General features: G+C 28.6%; 17 protein-coding genes. 4 read left to right on the top strand and 13 right to left on the bottom strand.

What is annotated here, in order from left to right; genetic code table 11:
* Positions 1 to 339 precede the first annotated feature (339 nt).
* Positions 340 to 1,458, top strand: coding sequence for a hypothetical protein (locus ACTNBA_RS11985; protein WP_441074330.1), 1,119 nt, complete (start codon positions 340 to 342; stop codon positions 1,456 to 1,458).
* 58 nt (positions 1,459 to 1,516) lie between these two features.
* Here ACTNBA_RS11985 and ACTNBA_RS11980 read toward each other — a convergent pair whose 3' ends face one another.
* Genes ACTNBA_RS11980 through ACTNBA_RS11970 form a run of 3 tightly spaced genes read right to left on the bottom strand, consistent with a single transcriptional unit; the run spans position 1,517 to position 2,585 of the window.
* Complete coding sequence (locus ACTNBA_RS11980) at positions 1,517 to 1,786, bottom strand: hypothetical protein (protein WP_441074329.1); 270 nt, start codon at positions 1,784 to 1,786, stop codon at positions 1,517 to 1,519.
* A 27-nt stretch (positions 1,787 to 1,813) separates the two neighbouring features.
* Positions 1,814 to 2,206, bottom strand: a complete 393-nt coding sequence (locus ACTNBA_RS11975; RefSeq protein WP_035130552.1) for an SHOCT-like domain-containing protein — start codon at positions 2,204 to 2,206, stop codon at positions 1,814 to 1,816.
* Between the two features lie 16 nt (positions 2,207 to 2,222).
* Entirely contained in the window at positions 2,223 to 2,585 is a 363-nt protein-coding gene (locus ACTNBA_RS11970; RefSeq protein ID WP_035130549.1) for a DUF2089 domain-containing protein, read from the bottom strand.
* Between the two features lie 423 nt (positions 2,586 to 3,008).
* Here ACTNBA_RS11970 and ACTNBA_RS11965 point away from each other — a divergent pair, with 423 nt between their 5' ends.
* Entirely contained in the window at positions 3,009 to 3,380 is a 372-nt protein-coding gene (locus tag ACTNBA_RS11965) for a hypothetical protein (RefSeq protein WP_035130245.1), read from the top strand.
* 82 nt (positions 3,381 to 3,462) lie between these two features.
* Here ACTNBA_RS11965 and ACTNBA_RS11960 read toward each other — a convergent pair whose 3' ends face one another.
* The 7 genes from ACTNBA_RS11960 to nagA all read right to left on the bottom strand — a co-directional run bounded on the left by ACTNBA_RS11960 (position 3,463) and on the right by nagA (position 9,431).
* Positions 3,463 to 3,735, bottom strand: coding sequence for a hypothetical protein (locus tag ACTNBA_RS11960; protein WP_441074326.1), 273 nt, complete (start codon positions 3,733 to 3,735; stop codon positions 3,463 to 3,465).
* A gap of 76 nt (positions 3,736 to 3,811) precedes the next feature.
* Entirely contained in the window at positions 3,812 to 4,567 is a 756-nt protein-coding gene (locus ACTNBA_RS11955; protein WP_441074324.1) for an exodeoxyribonuclease III, read from the bottom strand.
* 26 nt (positions 4,568 to 4,593) lie between these two features.
* Positions 4,594 to 5,604: a substrate-binding domain-containing protein gene (locus tag ACTNBA_RS11950; RefSeq protein ID WP_441074323.1), complete on the bottom strand. Its 1,011-nt coding sequence runs from the start codon at positions 5,602 to 5,604 to the stop codon at positions 4,594 to 4,596.
* Between the two features lie 141 nt (positions 5,605 to 5,745).
* A complete protein-coding gene (locus tag ACTNBA_RS11945; RefSeq protein ID WP_441074322.1) occupies positions 5,746 to 7,020 on the bottom strand; it encodes an MFS transporter in 1,275 nt (424 codons plus the stop codon).
* 89 nt (positions 7,021 to 7,109) lie between these two features.
* Entirely contained in the window at positions 7,110 to 7,850 is a 741-nt protein-coding gene (truA, locus tag ACTNBA_RS11940; RefSeq protein WP_441074320.1) for a tRNA pseudouridine(38-40) synthase TruA, read from the bottom strand.
* Positions 7,851 to 7,975: 125 nt separating this feature from the next.
* On the bottom strand, positions 7,976 to 8,287 hold the full coding sequence (locus ACTNBA_RS11935; RefSeq protein ID WP_441074319.1) for a hypothetical protein: 312 nt from the start codon (positions 8,285 to 8,287) through the stop codon (positions 7,976 to 7,978).
* A gap of 34 nt (positions 8,288 to 8,321) precedes the next feature.
* On the bottom strand, positions 8,322 to 9,431 hold the full coding sequence (nagA, locus tag ACTNBA_RS11930; protein ID WP_441074317.1) for an N-acetylglucosamine-6-phosphate deacetylase: 1,110 nt from the start codon (positions 9,429 to 9,431) through the stop codon (positions 8,322 to 8,324).
* Between the two features lie 369 nt (positions 9,432 to 9,800).
* On the opposite strand from nagA, the gene pdaA reads away from it, so the two are divergent.
* Complete coding sequence (pdaA, locus tag ACTNBA_RS11925; RefSeq protein WP_441074315.1) at positions 9,801 to 10,817, top strand: delta-lactam-biosynthetic de-N-acetylase; 1,017 nt, start codon at positions 9,801 to 9,803, stop codon at positions 10,815 to 10,817.
* A 224-nt stretch (positions 10,818 to 11,041) separates the two neighbouring features.
* Positions 11,042 to 12,592, top strand: a complete 1,551-nt coding sequence (gene pdxR, locus ACTNBA_RS11920) for a MocR-like pyridoxine biosynthesis transcription factor PdxR (RefSeq protein ID WP_441074313.1) — start codon at positions 11,042 to 11,044, stop codon at positions 12,590 to 12,592.
* Positions 12,593 to 12,645: 53 nt separating this feature from the next.
* Here pdxR and ACTNBA_RS11915 read toward each other — a convergent pair whose 3' ends face one another.
* The 3 genes from ACTNBA_RS11915 to hydE form a co-directional block, all read right to left on the bottom strand.
* Positions 12,646 to 14,307 (bottom strand): SulP family inorganic anion transporter, encoded by a 1,662-nt coding sequence (locus tag ACTNBA_RS11915; RefSeq protein WP_441074369.1) that lies wholly within the window; start codon positions 14,305 to 14,307, stop codon positions 12,646 to 12,648.
* A gap of 241 nt (positions 14,308 to 14,548) precedes the next feature.
* Entirely contained in the window at positions 14,549 to 15,739 is a 1,191-nt protein-coding gene (gene hydF, locus ACTNBA_RS11910; RefSeq protein ID WP_441074312.1) for a [FeFe] hydrogenase H-cluster maturation GTPase HydF, read from the bottom strand.
* 18 nt (positions 15,740 to 15,757) lie between these two features.
* The gene (gene hydE, locus ACTNBA_RS11905) at positions 15,758 to 16,810 is read right to left on the bottom strand and encodes a [FeFe] hydrogenase H-cluster radical SAM maturase HydE (RefSeq protein ID WP_441074310.1); all 1,053 of its coding nucleotides are present in this window, start codon (positions 16,808 to 16,810) and stop codon (positions 15,758 to 15,760) included.
* Between the last annotated feature and the right edge of the window lie 208 nt (positions 16,811 to 17,018).

The raw sequence follows: 17,018 nt of genomic DNA, 5'->3' as shown, positions 1-17,018 counted from the left end.
CACTGCTCTTTAAGTACTTCATTGTACATATTTTCAATATACTATTTTAAAAAATAAAAGTCAATAAATATTCAATTAATTAAAATGTAAACTTATTAATTAATTGAATTTTATATTTACACTATAATATTTATCTCTTAAACTACTATTTTCTACAATATTTTTATTTATATTAATAAATATTAAAAATTTTTTTGTTTAAAATATTTTTTATGATAAAATCCTCTAAATTTGCCGTTAAATATTACATTTTCTCGAGTCTATTATACGTTTACATATAACTATTTTTAAAATATAATATTTGTATAACATTATAACCCTTTATACTAGGAGGACAGAATGAAAAACTTTTCTTATAAAACTAATGTAAAAAATAATATTATTACTTTATATCCTAAAGAATCTAAATGTAATGTTTGGTATATTATTTCTGTAAGTTTTCTCATTGCTTTTATGATATTTAATATATTCTTTTCAAATCTATTAGTCCTAGATGGTAAATTTCCTTTGCCATGGATTGTATTATTATGTATAACTGTAATTATAACTATTACTAATTTTAATGAATTTCACTCTTCTAATTTTATTATTATCAGTTATATTATAACCATTCCCATGATTTTAAATTATTTATTGTTTAAATTATACATATACATACCTAGTCATATAATTCTTATATTATCTTTAGGTATGTCTATAATCTATAGAGTTACAAAAGAATTCCATAATAAAAAATATTTAAGAATTATTATGGTGATTTTATCTATATGTACTTTCTTTTCAATTAATTATTACACATATTCTAAGAGAATTATAAAAGATTCTAACCTTAATACTACTGTAAAAAAAGCCCTAGGTATGAATATATATTCTCTAAATTCTTTGAATAAAGCTAACCTTTCAAATGTAAATAAACTTAAAATCAAAAATGTATCTAATCTAAAAGGCTTAGAATATATTGAAAATTTAAACACTTTGGAAATTAATGATGATGGATTAATTTTAGATTATTTACCTATTACTAAGTTGTATAATTTAAAGACTTTAAGTATACACAGATGCAACTTAAATGTTTTAAGTGAAGTAGCCTTATTTGATAAAATAGATACTTTTAAACTTATATATCCTAAAACTGATTCTATAAATAGTCTGCCATTATTCCCAAAGGTAAAAAATTTAACCATTAACTTTAGCAGTGATTTTCAGCTTTCAACTTTGAAAAATTTTCCTAATGTAGAGGAATTCTCTCTATGTTTAGAAGGTCCTTTAATTGTAGATGGAATAGAAGTTATAAATAATCTAAAAACTTTGAATCTATCCTACGCTTACATATCAGATTATTCTAAACTTTTTGATATACCTACACTGAAAACTATTAGTTTAAAAAATTGCTATATTGTAAATTTAGAGGATTTCATAAAACAGGCTGAATCTAAAGGTATTAAAGTCATTATGTAGTTTTACATAATGACTTTAATCAAACTGATAATCTCTTTAAAATACATACATATATTATCTATATAACTACTTTTACACTTTCTCCTTCATTGGTTTTTATATCTACAAGAACTAAGCCTTTATAATTTTTATTAAGATACTTAATTGCTTTTTTCAAGTTCTTCATTTCTTTATTGTTAATTGATACCTTGGTTTTACTATTATTTTTTTTCCTATACATAGATTTTAATGCTAAAGGTAGTACAAATATTCCTAGTGAAATACAAACCCTTGGTATACATATATTTTTACTCTTATTTTCCCCTGGTTCTTTTATATTGATAATCATTTACTCAAATCCCCTTAATAAATTATTTTAAGCTATTTCTATCAATATTTTATCTCCCTCATCTGTATCTACTTGTACAATTGGTCCTACAACACCTTTATCAATAGCTTCTAATATCATATCAATTTTGATATCATATTTGTCCATACTTTCAATTACATTACTACCAGCTGAAGCCATTATTTTTATAACCTCTAGTGGTATTGTTACTTTAACATTTTCTCCATCGTGAGATTTAATCCTTATATAAAGCATTCTAGTCCCGTTAGTTGATTTTGGTATTTTAAAAAATTCATCATCATCTTCGCCTTTTACTTTATCTCCATCGTTCTTTTCTAAGGTTTCTAGAAGTTTACTTGCTTGCTCCCCTGTAAGCTTTCCTTCCTCTACCATTTTTAAAATTCTTAACTTATCTTCCATGATTACTCCCCCTAATTTATATTTTATTTAAAAGTTCGATAGCTTCATCTGAAGTTATCTCACCATTTTCTAACTTTGTAATTACATGTTTTCTATCAATTTCATGCTGTTTTTTACTAGATAGCCCTAATACTTCATTTATTTCATCTAACTTCCCCCTTACTGTTGGATAAGAAATTCCTAATGCCTTCTCTACATCTTTTATATTTCCTCTATATTGTAAAAAGGTTTCCACAAACCTTAATTGATCATGATTTAACTTCTCAAACTTTGAAAAAGTAAAATTATTTTCAATTACAGTATTACATTCATCACACTGTAGCCTTTTTATATTCAATTTTCCTGAACAAACAGGACATCTTGTTAATGCCTTATACATTCTTGTCACCTCCTAAATAAAATTATACAGCATATTCTTTTAATTGTAAATATATACATTAAAAATAATTAATATTATTATTCAAAAAATTAATTTTAAATGGGTATTATATTAATATAATTAATTTTAATGTTAATATAATTAATTATACTCATTTATTGATAATATATAAAAATCTTATTATAAAATATTCATTACAAACCTTAGAATAAATATCCAAAGATCTAATAACATAAATCTTTTTAAATTGGTAATCATAATTATTGATAAATATAATATATTTATTAATGTATAATCAATAAATATTGTATACAAACTATAAATAATTTAAATATTCAGTAAATTGATTGAATATTCTTCAAAATAATGGTACAATAATAATTAAAATATATGAGAGTTAAAATTGAGAGGGAGTGAATTTTTATGATGGTAAAACTTACTGTAAGAAGCATTATGAATTTAGGACTATGGGGTAGACTTTGTGAATATAAAGGGTGGGATAAACTTATAGTTAGAGAAGGTTTAATCTCTCTTGATAGTGAAGTTGAATTTGATGATGAATTTTTAAAGAAAGATGTTGTACCAATAGAGAAATTAAATGTATTCTTATTTAATGTGGATACTGAAGATGCTAGATACTGTGGAACATTATTAGCAAGAGATTTAGAAGATGCAAAAATTAGAGTTGGTATGATCCACAATGTAACTAAGATTACAACTATTCAAGAAATCACTAAGGAACAGTTATATAATATGAAAAATAAACATATGGTTCTTGCAAGAATACCACTTTAGTATATAAATGATACTAAAATAAGAAAAATCCCCAGTTAAATTGAGAATTATCAATTTAACTGGGGATTTTTCAAACTATAATTTAAATTTCTTTAAACTGCACATTATGTGCATAATGAAGTAATAGATCTCTTTGTACTTCTATTATGGATGTATTAATATTTTCTCCATCAACCCTTAAAGTTACATCACTATGGTCTCCATATTTTTTTAGAAATTTATCCATATCTGAACGTTTAATACTAATCGGCAAAGTATCCCCATTACTTCTAAGTATCATTCCCACAGTTCTTCCTTCATTTCTAAATTTTCTTCCCTTAATTTTTAAATCTCTTAAACTAGCATCTATTATCATAGTAACCCCTCCATATTTACTTAAGTATAATTTTATATATTATATTTAAGTTTATGGAATAATATTACATTAAATGTTAAATATTAATTTCAAGTTCTACTGGACAATGGTCTGAACCTAATATTTCTGTATGTATCTTAGCTGAAATTAAATTTTCCTTTAATCTTTCTGAGGTACAGAAATAATCAATTCTCCATCCTGCATTTTTCTCTCTAGCTTTAAATCTATAAGACCACCAAGAATATGTTCCTTCTAAATCAGGATAAAAATTTCTAAAGGTATCTATAAATCCAGAATCTAATAATTCAGTGAATTTATTTCTTTCTTCATCAGTAAATCCTGCATTTCTTCTATTATTTTTAGGATTTTTAAGATCTATCTCCTTATGAGCTACATTTAAATCTCCACAGACTATCACTGGTTTATTTTCATCTAAATTTTTAAGATGTTTTCTAAATTCATCTTCCCAAACCATTCTATAATCAAGTCTTTCTAACTCCGACTTAGAGTTTGGAGTATATACTGTTACAAGATAAAACTTTTCAAACTCTAAAGTAATTACTCTACCTTCTTTATCATGTTCTTCTATTCCAATGCCATATGATACATTTATAGGTTCTATCTTTGTAAATATAGCAGTTCCTGAATATCCTTTTTTTTCAGCATAATTCCAGTATTGATGATATCCTTCTAAAGCAAGTTCTATCTGCCCACCTTGAACTTTACTTTCTTGAATACAAAACATATCTGCATCTACTTCTTTAAAGAAATCTAAAAATCCTTTTTGAACGCAAGCTCTAATGCCATTAACATTCCACGAAATCAACTTCATATATACTACCTCTTTTCAAAAATAAACTATATTCTTTCTACACTTTCTCTCACAACTAATTCAGATGTATACCTATACTCTGATTGTTCTCTTGGTTGTCGTAAAATTATAGATATCAACTCTTCAGTGGCTTTTCTAGCCATTTCTTTTATAGGTTGTTTAAAGGTTGTAAGTGCTGGCGTTATAATTTCAGAAAAAACCAAATCATCAATACCTATAACAGATAAATCATATGGTATAGATATCTTAACCTTATTGGCAACTTTATAAACTCCATAAGCAATAACATCAGAACAAGCTACTATAGCTGTAACCTTATTATTACACCTTAAAAGTTTCTCTGCTCCCTTAATACCAGTTTCTACATCATGCATAGAAGAGTATGTCCATTCATCATCTATTTCTAAGCTATGATCTTTCATAGCTTGTCTATACCCTTCCATGCCATCTCCACAATTTGCTAACCAAGGTGTTCCATTAATACATCCTATATTTTTATGTCCTAATTCAATAAGATATTTAGTTGCTTCATAACCATCCCTATAACTATCTAGATATACATTGCAAACGTCTTCACTGCTACTAATGCTACGATGAATAGCCACCATAGGATACTTAATTCTTAATAAATCTTCAAATTGCCAACTCTCCTTTATTAAACTAGGCGCAATTATAATACCATCTACACAGTGCTCTCTCATTAGGTTAATATACTTATGTTCATTTTCTGCATCATTATATGTACTGCAAACTAATATGCTGTATCCATGCTCCTCTGCCGTTTCCTCAATACCCTTAATTATTCGTGAAAAATAAAAACTAGAAATATCCGGCAAAATAACCCCAATAAGCTTAGTTTCTCCATTAACCAAACTCCTAGCCATGGCATTCGGTTTATAGTCAAGCTCCTTAATTAAATTTAGTATTCTCTGTTTTGTCTCCTCTGTAGTTTTTGCTGTCTTTCCATTAATAACATTAGAAACCGTAGTTGCCGACACTTGGGCAATCTTCGCAATGTCCTTTATTGTAACCCCCATACAGATTCCTCCTACTTTATGTCATTTATTAAGCTATAAATATATTATATATGATACTCTATTAAACTACAATAGACCATATGCTCCCCCACATTTATCAAGTAAGCACATGGTCTATGTTAATTATTTTATCAACTTCTACTATTTCTTATATTCAATATGTCTAGCCTTAAAATTACAGGAACAAGATCTATTTATTGTAGTACTTGTCATATATCTTCTAACCTTAAGATAGAAAAATATAGTAGCACAAATAAGTATAATAAAACCGTATAAATAATTATATCTATATCCCAAGTTATTCAAAATAGTTCCACCAAGAAAATTCCCTATAGCTAATGAGAATCCATTAGCTAGCATCTTTAATGATGCAAATATATCTCGATGCTCTATGGCTATATTACTCATCATCAGACTATCTAAAGAGTAAATTATAAGACCAACAGATATACCTCTAATAACTAAGAAAAGTATAAACAATTCACTGCTAGAAACCACTGCTAACATAAAACAACTGATAATTGCAATTATAAATACAGTCAGGTTAAATTTCTTTACCCCCATCCGTTCTATAATCCCTGGCATTAAAATAAGCCCAAACATACTTAAAATAGTTAATGAAAAAGTTATATAAGATATTATATTATTTCCTAAACCAAAATAATTCTTTAATATTAAGTTATTATAAGGTGCTACACCACTAAATCCTATGGCATTAATAAATAAAAGCATAGAAAAAAGTCTAATTTGCTTATCAGACTTTAAGCATTCTATTGTTTCCCTCATACTTTTCTTTACTTCTTCATTCTCTGCTACATTAGTTATATCCTTAGGTAGCAATAAGCATCTAATAGTTGAAGTCACTATTAGAATTATAGCTGCTAGTAGAAATAACTTTTTATACCCTATTCTCGCAAAATATTCTATTCCTGTTATATTTCCAGCTATTAGTGCTCCTACAGCTCCGGCTATTAAATTTACGGAATACTTATAGCTATAGGCACAACATTCCTTTTTACCTATAGTATATGAATACAACAATTGTAACTCTGTAACATTTATAAGACACGTACCTATATTTATAAGAATTTGACCAAACATAAGAATTATCATTGCTCTAAACCCCATATGAAACCCAACTCCTATGGCACAAATTAATAATCCTATACATAAAATTCTCTTTCTTCCAAGTATTTTAATAAATGGTCCTACAAAAAAGCCTGTCAAAGTAAATAGGGAGCCTATAGAAAATATTGTTCCTATAGCTTCAGCTGATAAACCTATAAAATCATAATATAAAATTTGCAAAAAGAAAAACATTCCCATGCCCAGAGCACATAGAGCTTCACTCGCTACCATTATATGTATATTTCTAGGAAATGTCTTTATTATTTGTAACGTCTTTAATTTACCCATTTTATGTCCACCTTAAATAATCATTCTCTATTTAGGGTAAACAAAATTTCAATACTTATACAAAAGAGAGCATTATTGCTCTCTTAAAATTAATTATATTCAACCTCTTTTAAGCATAATCCTTTAGCTTGAGCCATTGGTCCAGCTTGTGCTCTCTCTTTTGCCTCTAAAATTTTAGCAACATCACTTGGCTTTAACTGACTTTTTCCAACTTCTAAAAGAGTTCCAACTATTATTCTAACCATATTTAAAAGGAATCCATCTCCATTGACCTCTATTTTAATAATCTCATCATCCTTTGTTATATCAATATAATTTATAGTTCTAACAGTGGATTTATTATCTGATTTTAAGCTTGTAAAACTCTTAAAATCATGGGTACCAACCAAAACATCTGCAGCTGCCATCATAGCATTTAAATTTATTTCTTCTTCAATGTGGTATGTAAATTTTCTATTAAATACATTTCTATATTTTCCATTGTTTATAGTATACTCATAGGTTTTTGCCTTTGCATTATATCTAGAGTGAAATCTTTCGTGAACATCAGCTACTGATTTTACAACTATATCCTCTGGTAAAAATTCATAAAGATAGTTCAAAATATCTTCATTGGTAAGGGTAGATTTAGTATGAAAATTAGCTATATAGTTTTTAGCATGTACTCCTGTGTCTGTTCTCCCACAACCTATAACTTGAATATCCTCATTAGTCATCTTACTTAATACATTTTCAATTTTATCTTGTATAGTAGCAACATTATCCTTTTGCTTTTGCCATCCTTTATATCTAGTTCCATCATATTCTATTACCATTTTTAAATTTCTCATAAAATCTCCTTTATTATCTCTACTAGTTAAATTCCCTATAGAATAAACAGAGTTCTAACTCTTAGCTCATTCCAATTAAGTATATACTCTTTACTAAAATAAAGCTATAAAATTATGTAGTTATATTATTTAACTGTCTTGCAATTTTTAATTATCCCTTGGTAGAGGTATTCTAAATACTCTACATCCACATTTTCAGCCTTTAAACTATCAATTCTTTCTCTAGCCTTTTCTATAGCCTCTTTTGCTTCTGCATAATCCCTTTGTTTTATAGCATTACTGGTATATTGAAGCAAATAATCTACCTTTAATACAATTTTGGCTAAGTCTTCTCTATCATTATTTACTAAATCCAATAAAAGAGAATATATCTTAGGTGATGAGCTATTTCTATGAGTATTTAAAAAGTCATTATTTTTACTATTTTTCTTTGCCATAATATTATTTCTCCCTTCTTAATCCTTAAAATTTTTATCTATTTTTAAACACAACTTTTCCTTTACATAGAGTCTTTACAATATTATACTTATTATCTAATATTACAATATCACAGTCCTTGCCTTTATCTAAACTACCCTTCCTATGAAGTATATTTAAATTCCTAGCTGGATTTGTACTTGCCATAGTGACAGCGTCTTCTAAGGTACATCCAGTGAATTTTATTATATTCTTTACAGCATCTATCATAGTTAAACAACTTCCAGCTAAGGTTGTATCTTCAAGTCTAGCTTCATTTCTAATTTTAATAACCTTTTGTCCACCAAGTTTGTACTCACCATCTTTTAACCCTTTAGCTTCCATCGAATCTGTTACTAATATTATTTTTTCCCTTCCCTTTATTTTATAAACAGCTTTTATGGTGTCTTTGTGAAGATGTATTCCATCACATATTATTTCTACACCTAATTCATCAAAAGTAAAACCAGCAGTAACTACTCCAGGTTCTCTGTGATGATGAGGGCTTTGTCCATTGTGAAAATGTGTAACACTTGAAAGACCCTTTTCTACTGCTATTTCTATTTGAGAAAAAGTTCCATCACTATGCCCTACTGATGGAATAATATTTTTATTTGTAAGACATTTTATAAATTCGAACTTATTGTCTAATTCAGGAGCATAAGTAACCTTTTTAATGTTATTGTGAGAATGTTTTATAAGCTCCTTCATTATCTCACTATCTGGGGTTAAAATATAATTCTCAGCCTGAGCTCCCTTATACTTTTTATTTATAAAGGGACCTTCCAAATGAAGTCCAATTATTTCTGCTCCAACTACTTCATTATTATCATTATGGTTTTTAACCTTTAAAGTATTATCAATAGCTTCTCTTATTTTTTTCAAACTTGCAGTCATGGTGGTTGGAAGAAAAGCTGTAACTCCTTCTCCTGGCAATTTATTAGTTAGATTTCTTAAACCTTCATAATCAGTGTCCATGACATCTATTCCGTATCCACCATGGGTATGCTCATCTATAAAGCCAGGTACTGCGTAACATCCTTTTTCTATAACTAAAGGCTCTCCATGGTCTGCAATTTTTCCATCTTTAATATATATTGTTGTATCTGTTAATACCTTTATCATTCCCATTGCCCCTTAAACCTTTATTTTTCACTAACAAAGCAATTATTAATATTCATATTTTATATATTTCCAATCTTACTATTTAAATGAAAAATGCCTCGAAACCCGCATGAATAGAACAAATAGTTAAATAGTTAAATAGTTTCCTATATAGCTATTTGGCTATTTACCTATTTACCTATCTAAATAGTGAACTATGGAAATAGTACGATATTCTACATTTCATTATAAGATAATCTTACTAAAGGTTAAACATATTTTTATTACTAAAGTAGAAAAATTTTTTGTATTTTTTATTAACTATAAACACATGCTATTCGTATATTAATTACTAAAGTCACAAATGATATTTTAAAAAGGAGGATTAAAATGAGTAAAAAATTTATACGTAATTTAAGTTTAGTCCTTGTAATTATAAGTTCTTTTATGTTTGTTGGATGTATTTCTAACACAGGGTCTACCTCAAACTCAACTACAGACAAGGATGAAAATAAAAGTGTATTTAATACTGTGAAAGAAATTGATGATGAAATAATTAAGGGATCTTCTCAAAATAATCAGAGAAATCCTTCATCCTCAAAAGATGATTTAGCAGTTAAGCCATCAGAGGGAGATGAAAATATATCCAATGATAGCTCTAATAGCCCATCTAATGAAGATCCTGCTCCAATAGCTTCAAAAATAGATACTACTAATCTTAGCAATGAAAAAATAGCATGGTGGTTTAAACCAAATAAACAACATGTAACACCAGAAGTAAATTTAAAATTAAATTTTGATTTAAATAAATATGATGCTCATTACGTAGGAGATACTAGTAAAAAGGTACTTTATTTAACCTTTGATGAAGGTTATGAAAATGGATATACCCCTAAAATTTTAGATATACTAAAAGCAAATGGTGTTAAGGCTATATTCTTTGTAACTTCACCTTATGTAAAAGATAATCCAGATATTATAAAAAGAATGGTAGAAGAAGGTCATATTGTTGGTAATCACACAAATCATCATCCTTCTATGCCAGATGTTACTAGATCAGAGGAGAAATTTAACAATGAATTTTCAGATGTAGAATCAAAGTTTAAAGAAATTACTGGTGAAAATATGCCACTTTATTTCAGACCACCAATGGGTGAATATTCCGAGAAATCTTTAGCTATGACAAAAAATCTAGGTTATAAAACATTATTCTGGAGTTTTGCATATCATGATTGGGATATAAACAAACAACCTGATCCAGTTAAAGCAAAAGATACTATAATGAACGGCTTACACAATGGCGCAATTCTTCTTGTTCATGCAGTTTCTAAGACCAACACAGAAATCCTTGATTCTGTACTAAAAGAAGCCAAAGCACAAGGCTATGAATTTCAACTATTCCAGTAGATTATAAAATATATTACTTTAAAGATGCTCTTAAAATATTTTTAAAATGCATTCTTCCTAAAATATAATAAGCAAGAAAAGGAGTATTAATACATTTATAAGCAGTATTAATGCTCTTTTCTTATAATTATCTTCAATCTTTTCTTTACAATATCATTACTTAAATATATAATTATTGTAACGATACAATAATTATATTTAGAATAATGAAAGGAGTATTAATAATGAACTCTATTTCAATAGAATTAGATAAATCTTCAACAATACCTATGTACCTTCAAGTAGCTAATAAAATTGAAGCATTAATAAAATCTAACACTTTAAAAATTGGTGATAAGCTTCCCCCTATTCGTAAATTAGCTAATGAATTAGAAGTTAATAATGTAACTATAGTTAATGCCTATAAACAACTTGAGATAAACGGATATGTTAACGCTATAAAAGGAAGTGGATATTATGTAGCAGAGCAAGATAATATCTATATGAGTTATGATATTTCATCCTCCCCCTCCAATAGTAGAGGTATAAATTCTGAAAATCTAGATTCACATAATACCTATGTAGCTTCTCCTAACTACCAGGAAGACTTTAAGCTTATGTCTAATGGTCAAATTGCTATGTCTTCAACTACTATTAACTTTGCTAGTGCTACTCCTGATCCAGGTATCTTCCCTTTTGAAGCCTTTAAATCTGCTTTAAATGAAGTCCTAGATAGAGATAAAGGTTACGCATTTGGATACCAAGAAAGCAATGGTTATGAACCTCTTAGATCTTCTTTATGTGATTATTTTCTTCAAGAGTATGGAATAAGTGCTACTCCAGATAGCATTCAAATAGTTTCTGGTGCTCAACAGGGTATTGATATAATTGGTAAAGCTCTACTAAGTCCTGGTGATTATGTTATTACAGAAAATCCTACTTATACAGGAGCTGTTGCAGTATTTAAATCTAGAGGAGCTAATATCATCGGTGTACCCATGGAAGCTGATGGCATAAATTTAAAGTTATTAGAAGCAAATATTAAAATATATAAACCTAAATTAATATATGTAATGACTCAATTTCAAAATCCTACTACAGCCTCTTATTCTGAAGAAAAACTTAATCAGCTATTAGCTTTAGCTGATAAATACGATTTATATTTGGTGGAGGATGATTCTTTATCTGGACTTTCCTATGATAGTTCTGTTAAGAGCAAAACCCTTAAATCTATGGATAGTAAAAATAGGGTTATCTATATCAAAAGCTTCTCAAAGCTTTTAATGCCTGGACTTAGAATAGGATTTATAATTTCTCCTCAAGCTATAAAAGATGAACTTTTAGCAGCAAAACATACTACTGATATTTCTTCTTCTGGATTAATTCAAAGAGCACTGCAACTTTATTTTAAAAATGGTTACTGGGAAAAACATCTAAAATATATGATAGAGATGTATAAAATAAAATATGATGCCATGAAATCAGAACTAAAAAAGCTTAAAATATATGGCATAGATTTTATAGATCCTAAAGGTGGTCTTAACTTTTGGGTAACACTTCCTAAGGGTGTTTCTGCTAGTGAGCTATATGTTCAATGTTCAAAAAAAGATGTATTAATTGTTCCTTGCAATGTATTCTATGTAAATAAAGATAAAAATATAGATAACACTTTAAGACTTAGTTATGCTGCCACTAATTTAGAAGAAATTCAAGTTGGCATGAGTATAATCGCTGACTGCCTATCAATGCTTATAAATAAAGGTAAAAGAACCTCTTATATAAGTCCTCTTATATAATAAAAATAGGTTCTGTATGCAAATAGTAAACTATTTATACAGAACCTTTAATTTTATCCCAAAAGCTTTTCTTCTATATTTATATACTCATGTGCAGCCTTTAATCCTTCTTCTCTCGTATTAAACACCGCTTCTTCACCTAAGGATTTTACAAACTCCATTTTAGTAAGTGCTTTTTTAGGTTGTAGTTGTAGATTGGATATTATCAGTTTTATATTGTGCTTATTACAATGATTGTGTAACCTTTCTAGCGCTGAAATTGCACTGGCATCTAATGCTTGAGTATGCCTCATGTCTAATAATAATACTTCTGCTGCAGTCTCAATTTTACTTATCATCTTAATAAAATCTTGAACTACTCCAAAGAAGAAAGGTCCGTTTACTTCATATATTAAAATTTTATTATTATCAATCTGTATTACTTCTCCATCTTTATTTCTTTTGCTTTTTATTCCTTGAACTTTTTTAATATCTGTAGTTTCAGCTAATCTTCTTATCCATAAGAACATAGCTAGAATCATTCCTATCTCTATAGCTACTACTAAATCAAATACTATAGTAAATATAAAAGTTAAAAGTAAAATTATAATATCACTTTTTGGTGCTTTAAGAAGGGATTTAAAGGTTGACCACTCACCCATATTATAAGAAACTACAATTAATACTGCTGCCAAAGTTGTCATAGGTATCATTTTAGCTAAAGGCATAAATAATAGCATTATTAATAATAAGGTTATAGCATGTACCATTCCTGAAATTGGACTTCTACCACCATTTTTAACATTAGCTGCTGTTCTTGCAATGGCTCCTGTAGCTGGAATTCCTCCAAATAAAGCTGAACCTATATTTCCAATACCTTGAGCAATGAGCTCCATATTGGAATCATGACTATCATCTATCATTCCATCTGCTACAACTGCTGATAATAGGGATTCTATAGCTGCTAATATGGCAATAGTCATAGCTGGCTTAAATAAAACTTTTATTGTTTCTATTTCAAACATGGGAATTGAAGGCACTGGTATACTAGATGATATTTGTGCATATCTACTACCTATTGTTTCTACTGGTAAATTAAATAACTGAACTGCTAGAGTAGATACAATAAGTGCTATAACGGAACCCGGAATAGTTTTATTTACCTTTGGCCAAAACACCATTATCAGTATACATCCAATTCCAACTAAAAGTGCAGTAATATTTAAAGTGCCCATATTAGAAAAGTAGCTTTGCCACTTAGGTATAAACTCTGCTGGTACATTTTTAATATTAAGTCCTAAAAAATCTTTAACTTGTGTAGATAATAAAGTTATGGCTATCCCACTAGTAAAACCTACAGTTATAGTATGTGGAACATACTTTATAAGATCTCCTAATTTTAATACTCCCATTATAACAAGCATAATTCCAGCCATAAGGGTTGCTATTATAAGACCATTAATACCATACATTTGTACTATAGTATAAACTATAACTACAAAAGCTCCGGTGGGACCTCCTATTTGCACTCTACTTCCACCTAAAAAAGAAATTATAAATCCAGCAACTATAGCAGTGATGAGGCCTTTTTCCGGAGATACTCCAGAAGATATACCTAGTGCAATTGAAAGTGGTAATGCTATTATAGCTACTATAATTCCAGCCATAACATCCTTCATTACTTGCTCTTTAGTAATCTTTTTCTCTTTAATAAGAGTAAAAATCTTTGGTGACATCTTTTCTCCATCCTTTACTTTAGCTTTAGTCACTCAACAATATTCTATTTTAATACTTATTTCTACCACTAAGTACTAAAGTAGAGTATCGTGGCAACGAACATAGCCTCAGTGGAAGATTATCGTCCTCTGAAGCCTAATGCTTATGCTATTATTTATGGGTGCAAAATAAGCTTTACACCCATAGATATTTTATACCTTGCTATTTGAATTGTCAAATTTATATTCTATATGGAATAATTTACATTTTATAAATTGATAAGGTTCGATCTAAAATACCTGTTAAATACGCAAGTATAACTCCATAGTTAGTTATAGAAACCTTCTTATCTTTGCACTGATTTATTCTGTTAATAACAGTTTTTCTATTTATCATACATGCTCCACAATGAATTATCAAATCATATTTTTCAATGTCCTCTGGGAAATCATGACCAACTCTATATTCATAATTAAGATCAAATCCTACATGCTTATTTAAAAGCTTTGGAATCTTAACTTTTCCTATATCTTCATGAGACACATTATGAGAGCAGCTTTCTGATATAAGTATTCGTGAATTTTCATTAAGGTCTTTGATTTTATTAGCCCCCTCTACAAATACAGATAGGTCTCCTTTATGTCTTGCAAAGAGCATAGAGAAACTAGTTAATTTAATATTAGATGGAACTATTTTATCTACCTTCTTAAAAGCTTGGGAATCTGTTATTACTAAGTCTATATCCTTAATATCTACCAGAGCAGATTCCAATTCTGTATCTCTTACTACATAACTTTTTATTCCATAATCTAAACAATCTCTTATGCATTGAACCTGAGGTAATATTAACCTTCCTTTCGGTGCTTCTGAATCTATAGGTACTACAAGAACAACCTTACTATTATAAGGTAATAAATCACCTATTATGGGAAGTTCCTCTTGATTCTCTTGTACCATAGCTATAATTTTTCCCTTTAAAGTTTCAATTCCTTCACCAGTTATGGAAGATACAAATACACCTTCAGAAAACTCATTTTTCAAATCTATTATTTTATTATTATTTAAAACATCTATCTTATTAATGACAAGGATATGCGGCACATTATACTTTTTAAAATTTAACTTTACTTCTTCGTAAGCTTTTATGTCTATATCATCAGAATCCATAACATATAGAGCTAAATCTGTCCTCTTAACTATTTCAAGAGTTTTCTCACTCCTTACAGCTCCAAGCTTGGTATCATCCCAAAGTCCTGCTGTATCAATAAATAGAACTGGCCCAATTGGAATTAACTCCATTGCCTTTGAAACTGGGTCTGTAGTAGTTCCCCTTACATCTGAAACTATAGAAATTTCTTGTCTAAGAATTTTATTTAATAATGATGATTTTCCTACATTAGTTTTACCATATATAGCTATATGCGTTCTATTAGAATTAGGTGTAGTATTCATTCTCTCTCTCCTTCTAATCTATTGCTTACGTATCCAGTCTAAATTATCTCCTCTAGTAATATCTAACTGGAATCCTGCACTTTTTATTCTATTTTCAATACAATATCTACATTCTGCTGCTTCATCTCCAGTGCATATCTTTCCATCATAAAGAGAATATTTCTCTCTCACACTTCTTGGTGATAGGTTAGGCATAACAACATTTGCTCCAGCTTTAATTCCCATCTCCCTTCCCAAAGGATTAATACTACCTAGTGCTGTAGTAGCAGGTAATAAAATATTTGGGACTAAAAGTCTTACTAAAGCTAGCATAGTAATAGTTTTTTCTAAAGTACCTGATTTACAATCCTTTAATACTGTGTCCTTATGGGGTATAAAAGGACCCAATCCACACATATGAGGAGATAGTTCTTTTATAAATCTTAAGTCATTAACTAAATCCTTATTTTCTTGTCCAGGTAACCCCACCATAAATCCTGCCCCTATTTGATATCCTATTTCCTTTAGATTGTATAGGCATTGTCTTCTATTCTCAAAGGTAGCACCTGGATGAAATCTATCATAAAGTTCTTTTGTAGCAGTTTCGTGTCTTAATAAGTATCTATCTGCACCTGCATCATAAAGTTTCTTATAGGATTCATAACTTCTCTCTCCTAAAGAAATTGTTATAGCATTTTCAGGATATCTTTGCTTTATAGCTTTAATAACTTGTACTAATCTTTCATCTGTATAATATGGATCTTCTCCACCTTGTAATACAAAAGTTTTATATCCTAGTTCATCTCCTAGGTCTGCACATTCTAATATCTCTTCTAGAGTAAGTCTATATCTATCAGCATTTTTATTTTCTGCTCTAATTCCACAATAAACACAATTCATGCTGCAGTAATTAGTGAATTCAATGAGACCTCTTATATATACTTTATCTCCATATACTTTCATCCTAGTTTCATGAGCTTTTTCTATTAAATATTTTTTACTTTCTTCATCCAAATTATCTAATATGTACAATAACTCCTCTGAAGATAAATCATTAGTTAAAGCCAACTTATCTATTAAATCTCTTATCATAATTTTCCCCTTTACAATATAATTCTATAATATCCTTAACCTAAAATAAAAGTCTAGCCATCTTAATATAGAAAGAAAGCTAGACCCATAATATATAATAATACCTATGGTTCTGGTTTTATAGTTTTCTTTCAGATTAGATTATTCTATCTTTTCCGTTAGATTTTTAAACCTTTACATTTAATTTTATGAAAATTTAAATTTAGTA

Origin of the sequence: Clostridium sulfidigenes (assembly GCF_052067195.1) — a bacterium.
Classification (GTDB): domain Bacteria; phylum Bacillota; class Clostridia; order Clostridiales; family Clostridiaceae; genus Clostridium_J; species Clostridium_J sulfidigenes.
Note: the sequence above shows the minus strand (reverse complement) of the source record. Positions and strands in the feature narration are given on the sequence as shown.

Excerpts from the sequence above, each read along its gene's own strand:
- ACTNBA_RS11985 (WP_441074330.1), top strand. The coding sequence starts at position 340 with ATGAAAAACTTTTCTTATAAAACTAATGTAAAAAATAATATTATTACT.
- ACTNBA_RS11980 (WP_441074329.1), bottom strand. The coding sequence starts at position 1,786 with ATGATTATCAATATAAAAGAACCAGGGGAAAATAAGAGTAAAAATATA.
- ACTNBA_RS11975 (WP_035130552.1), bottom strand. The coding sequence starts at position 2,206 with ATGGAAGATAAGTTAAGAATTTTAAAAATGGTAGAGGAAGGAAAGCTT.
- ACTNBA_RS11970 (WP_035130549.1), bottom strand. The coding sequence starts at position 2,585 with ATGTATAAGGCATTAACAAGATGTCCTGTTTGTTCAGGAAAATTGAAT.
- ACTNBA_RS11965 (WP_035130245.1), top strand. The coding sequence starts at position 3,009 with ATGATGGTAAAACTTACTGTAAGAAGCATTATGAATTTAGGACTATGG.
- ACTNBA_RS11960 (WP_441074326.1), bottom strand. The coding sequence starts at position 3,735 with ATGATAATAGATGCTAGTTTAAGAGATTTAAAAATTAAGGGAAGAAAA.
- ACTNBA_RS11955 (WP_441074324.1), bottom strand. The coding sequence starts at position 4,567 with ATGAAGTTGATTTCGTGGAATGTTAATGGCATTAGAGCTTGCGTTCAA.
- ACTNBA_RS11950 (WP_441074323.1), bottom strand. The coding sequence starts at position 5,604 with ATGGGGGTTACAATAAAGGACATTGCGAAGATTGCCCAAGTGTCGGCA.
- ACTNBA_RS11945 (WP_441074322.1), bottom strand. The coding sequence starts at position 7,020 with ATGGGTAAATTAAAGACGTTACAAATAATAAAGACATTTCCTAGAAAT.
- truA (WP_441074320.1), bottom strand. The coding sequence starts at position 7,850 with ATGAGAAATTTAAAAATGGTAATAGAATATGATGGAACTAGATATAAA.
- ACTNBA_RS11935 (WP_441074319.1), bottom strand. The coding sequence starts at position 8,287 with ATGGCAAAGAAAAATAGTAAAAATAATGACTTTTTAAATACTCATAGA.
- nagA (WP_441074317.1), bottom strand. The coding sequence starts at position 9,431 with ATGATAAAGGTATTAACAGATACAACAATATATATTAAAGATGGAAAA.
- pdaA (WP_441074315.1), top strand. The coding sequence starts at position 9,801 with ATGAGTAAAAAATTTATACGTAATTTAAGTTTAGTCCTTGTAATTATA.
- pdxR (WP_441074313.1), top strand. The coding sequence starts at position 11,042 with ATGAACTCTATTTCAATAGAATTAGATAAATCTTCAACAATACCTATG.
- ACTNBA_RS11915 (WP_441074369.1), bottom strand. The coding sequence starts at position 14,307 with ATGTCACCAAAGATTTTTACTCTTATTAAAGAGAAAAAGATTACTAAA.
- hydF (WP_441074312.1), bottom strand. The coding sequence starts at position 15,739 with ATGAATACTACACCTAATTCTAATAGAACGCATATAGCTATATATGGT.
- hydE (WP_441074310.1), bottom strand. The coding sequence starts at position 16,810 with ATGATAAGAGATTTAATAGATAAGTTGGCTTTAACTAATGATTTATCT.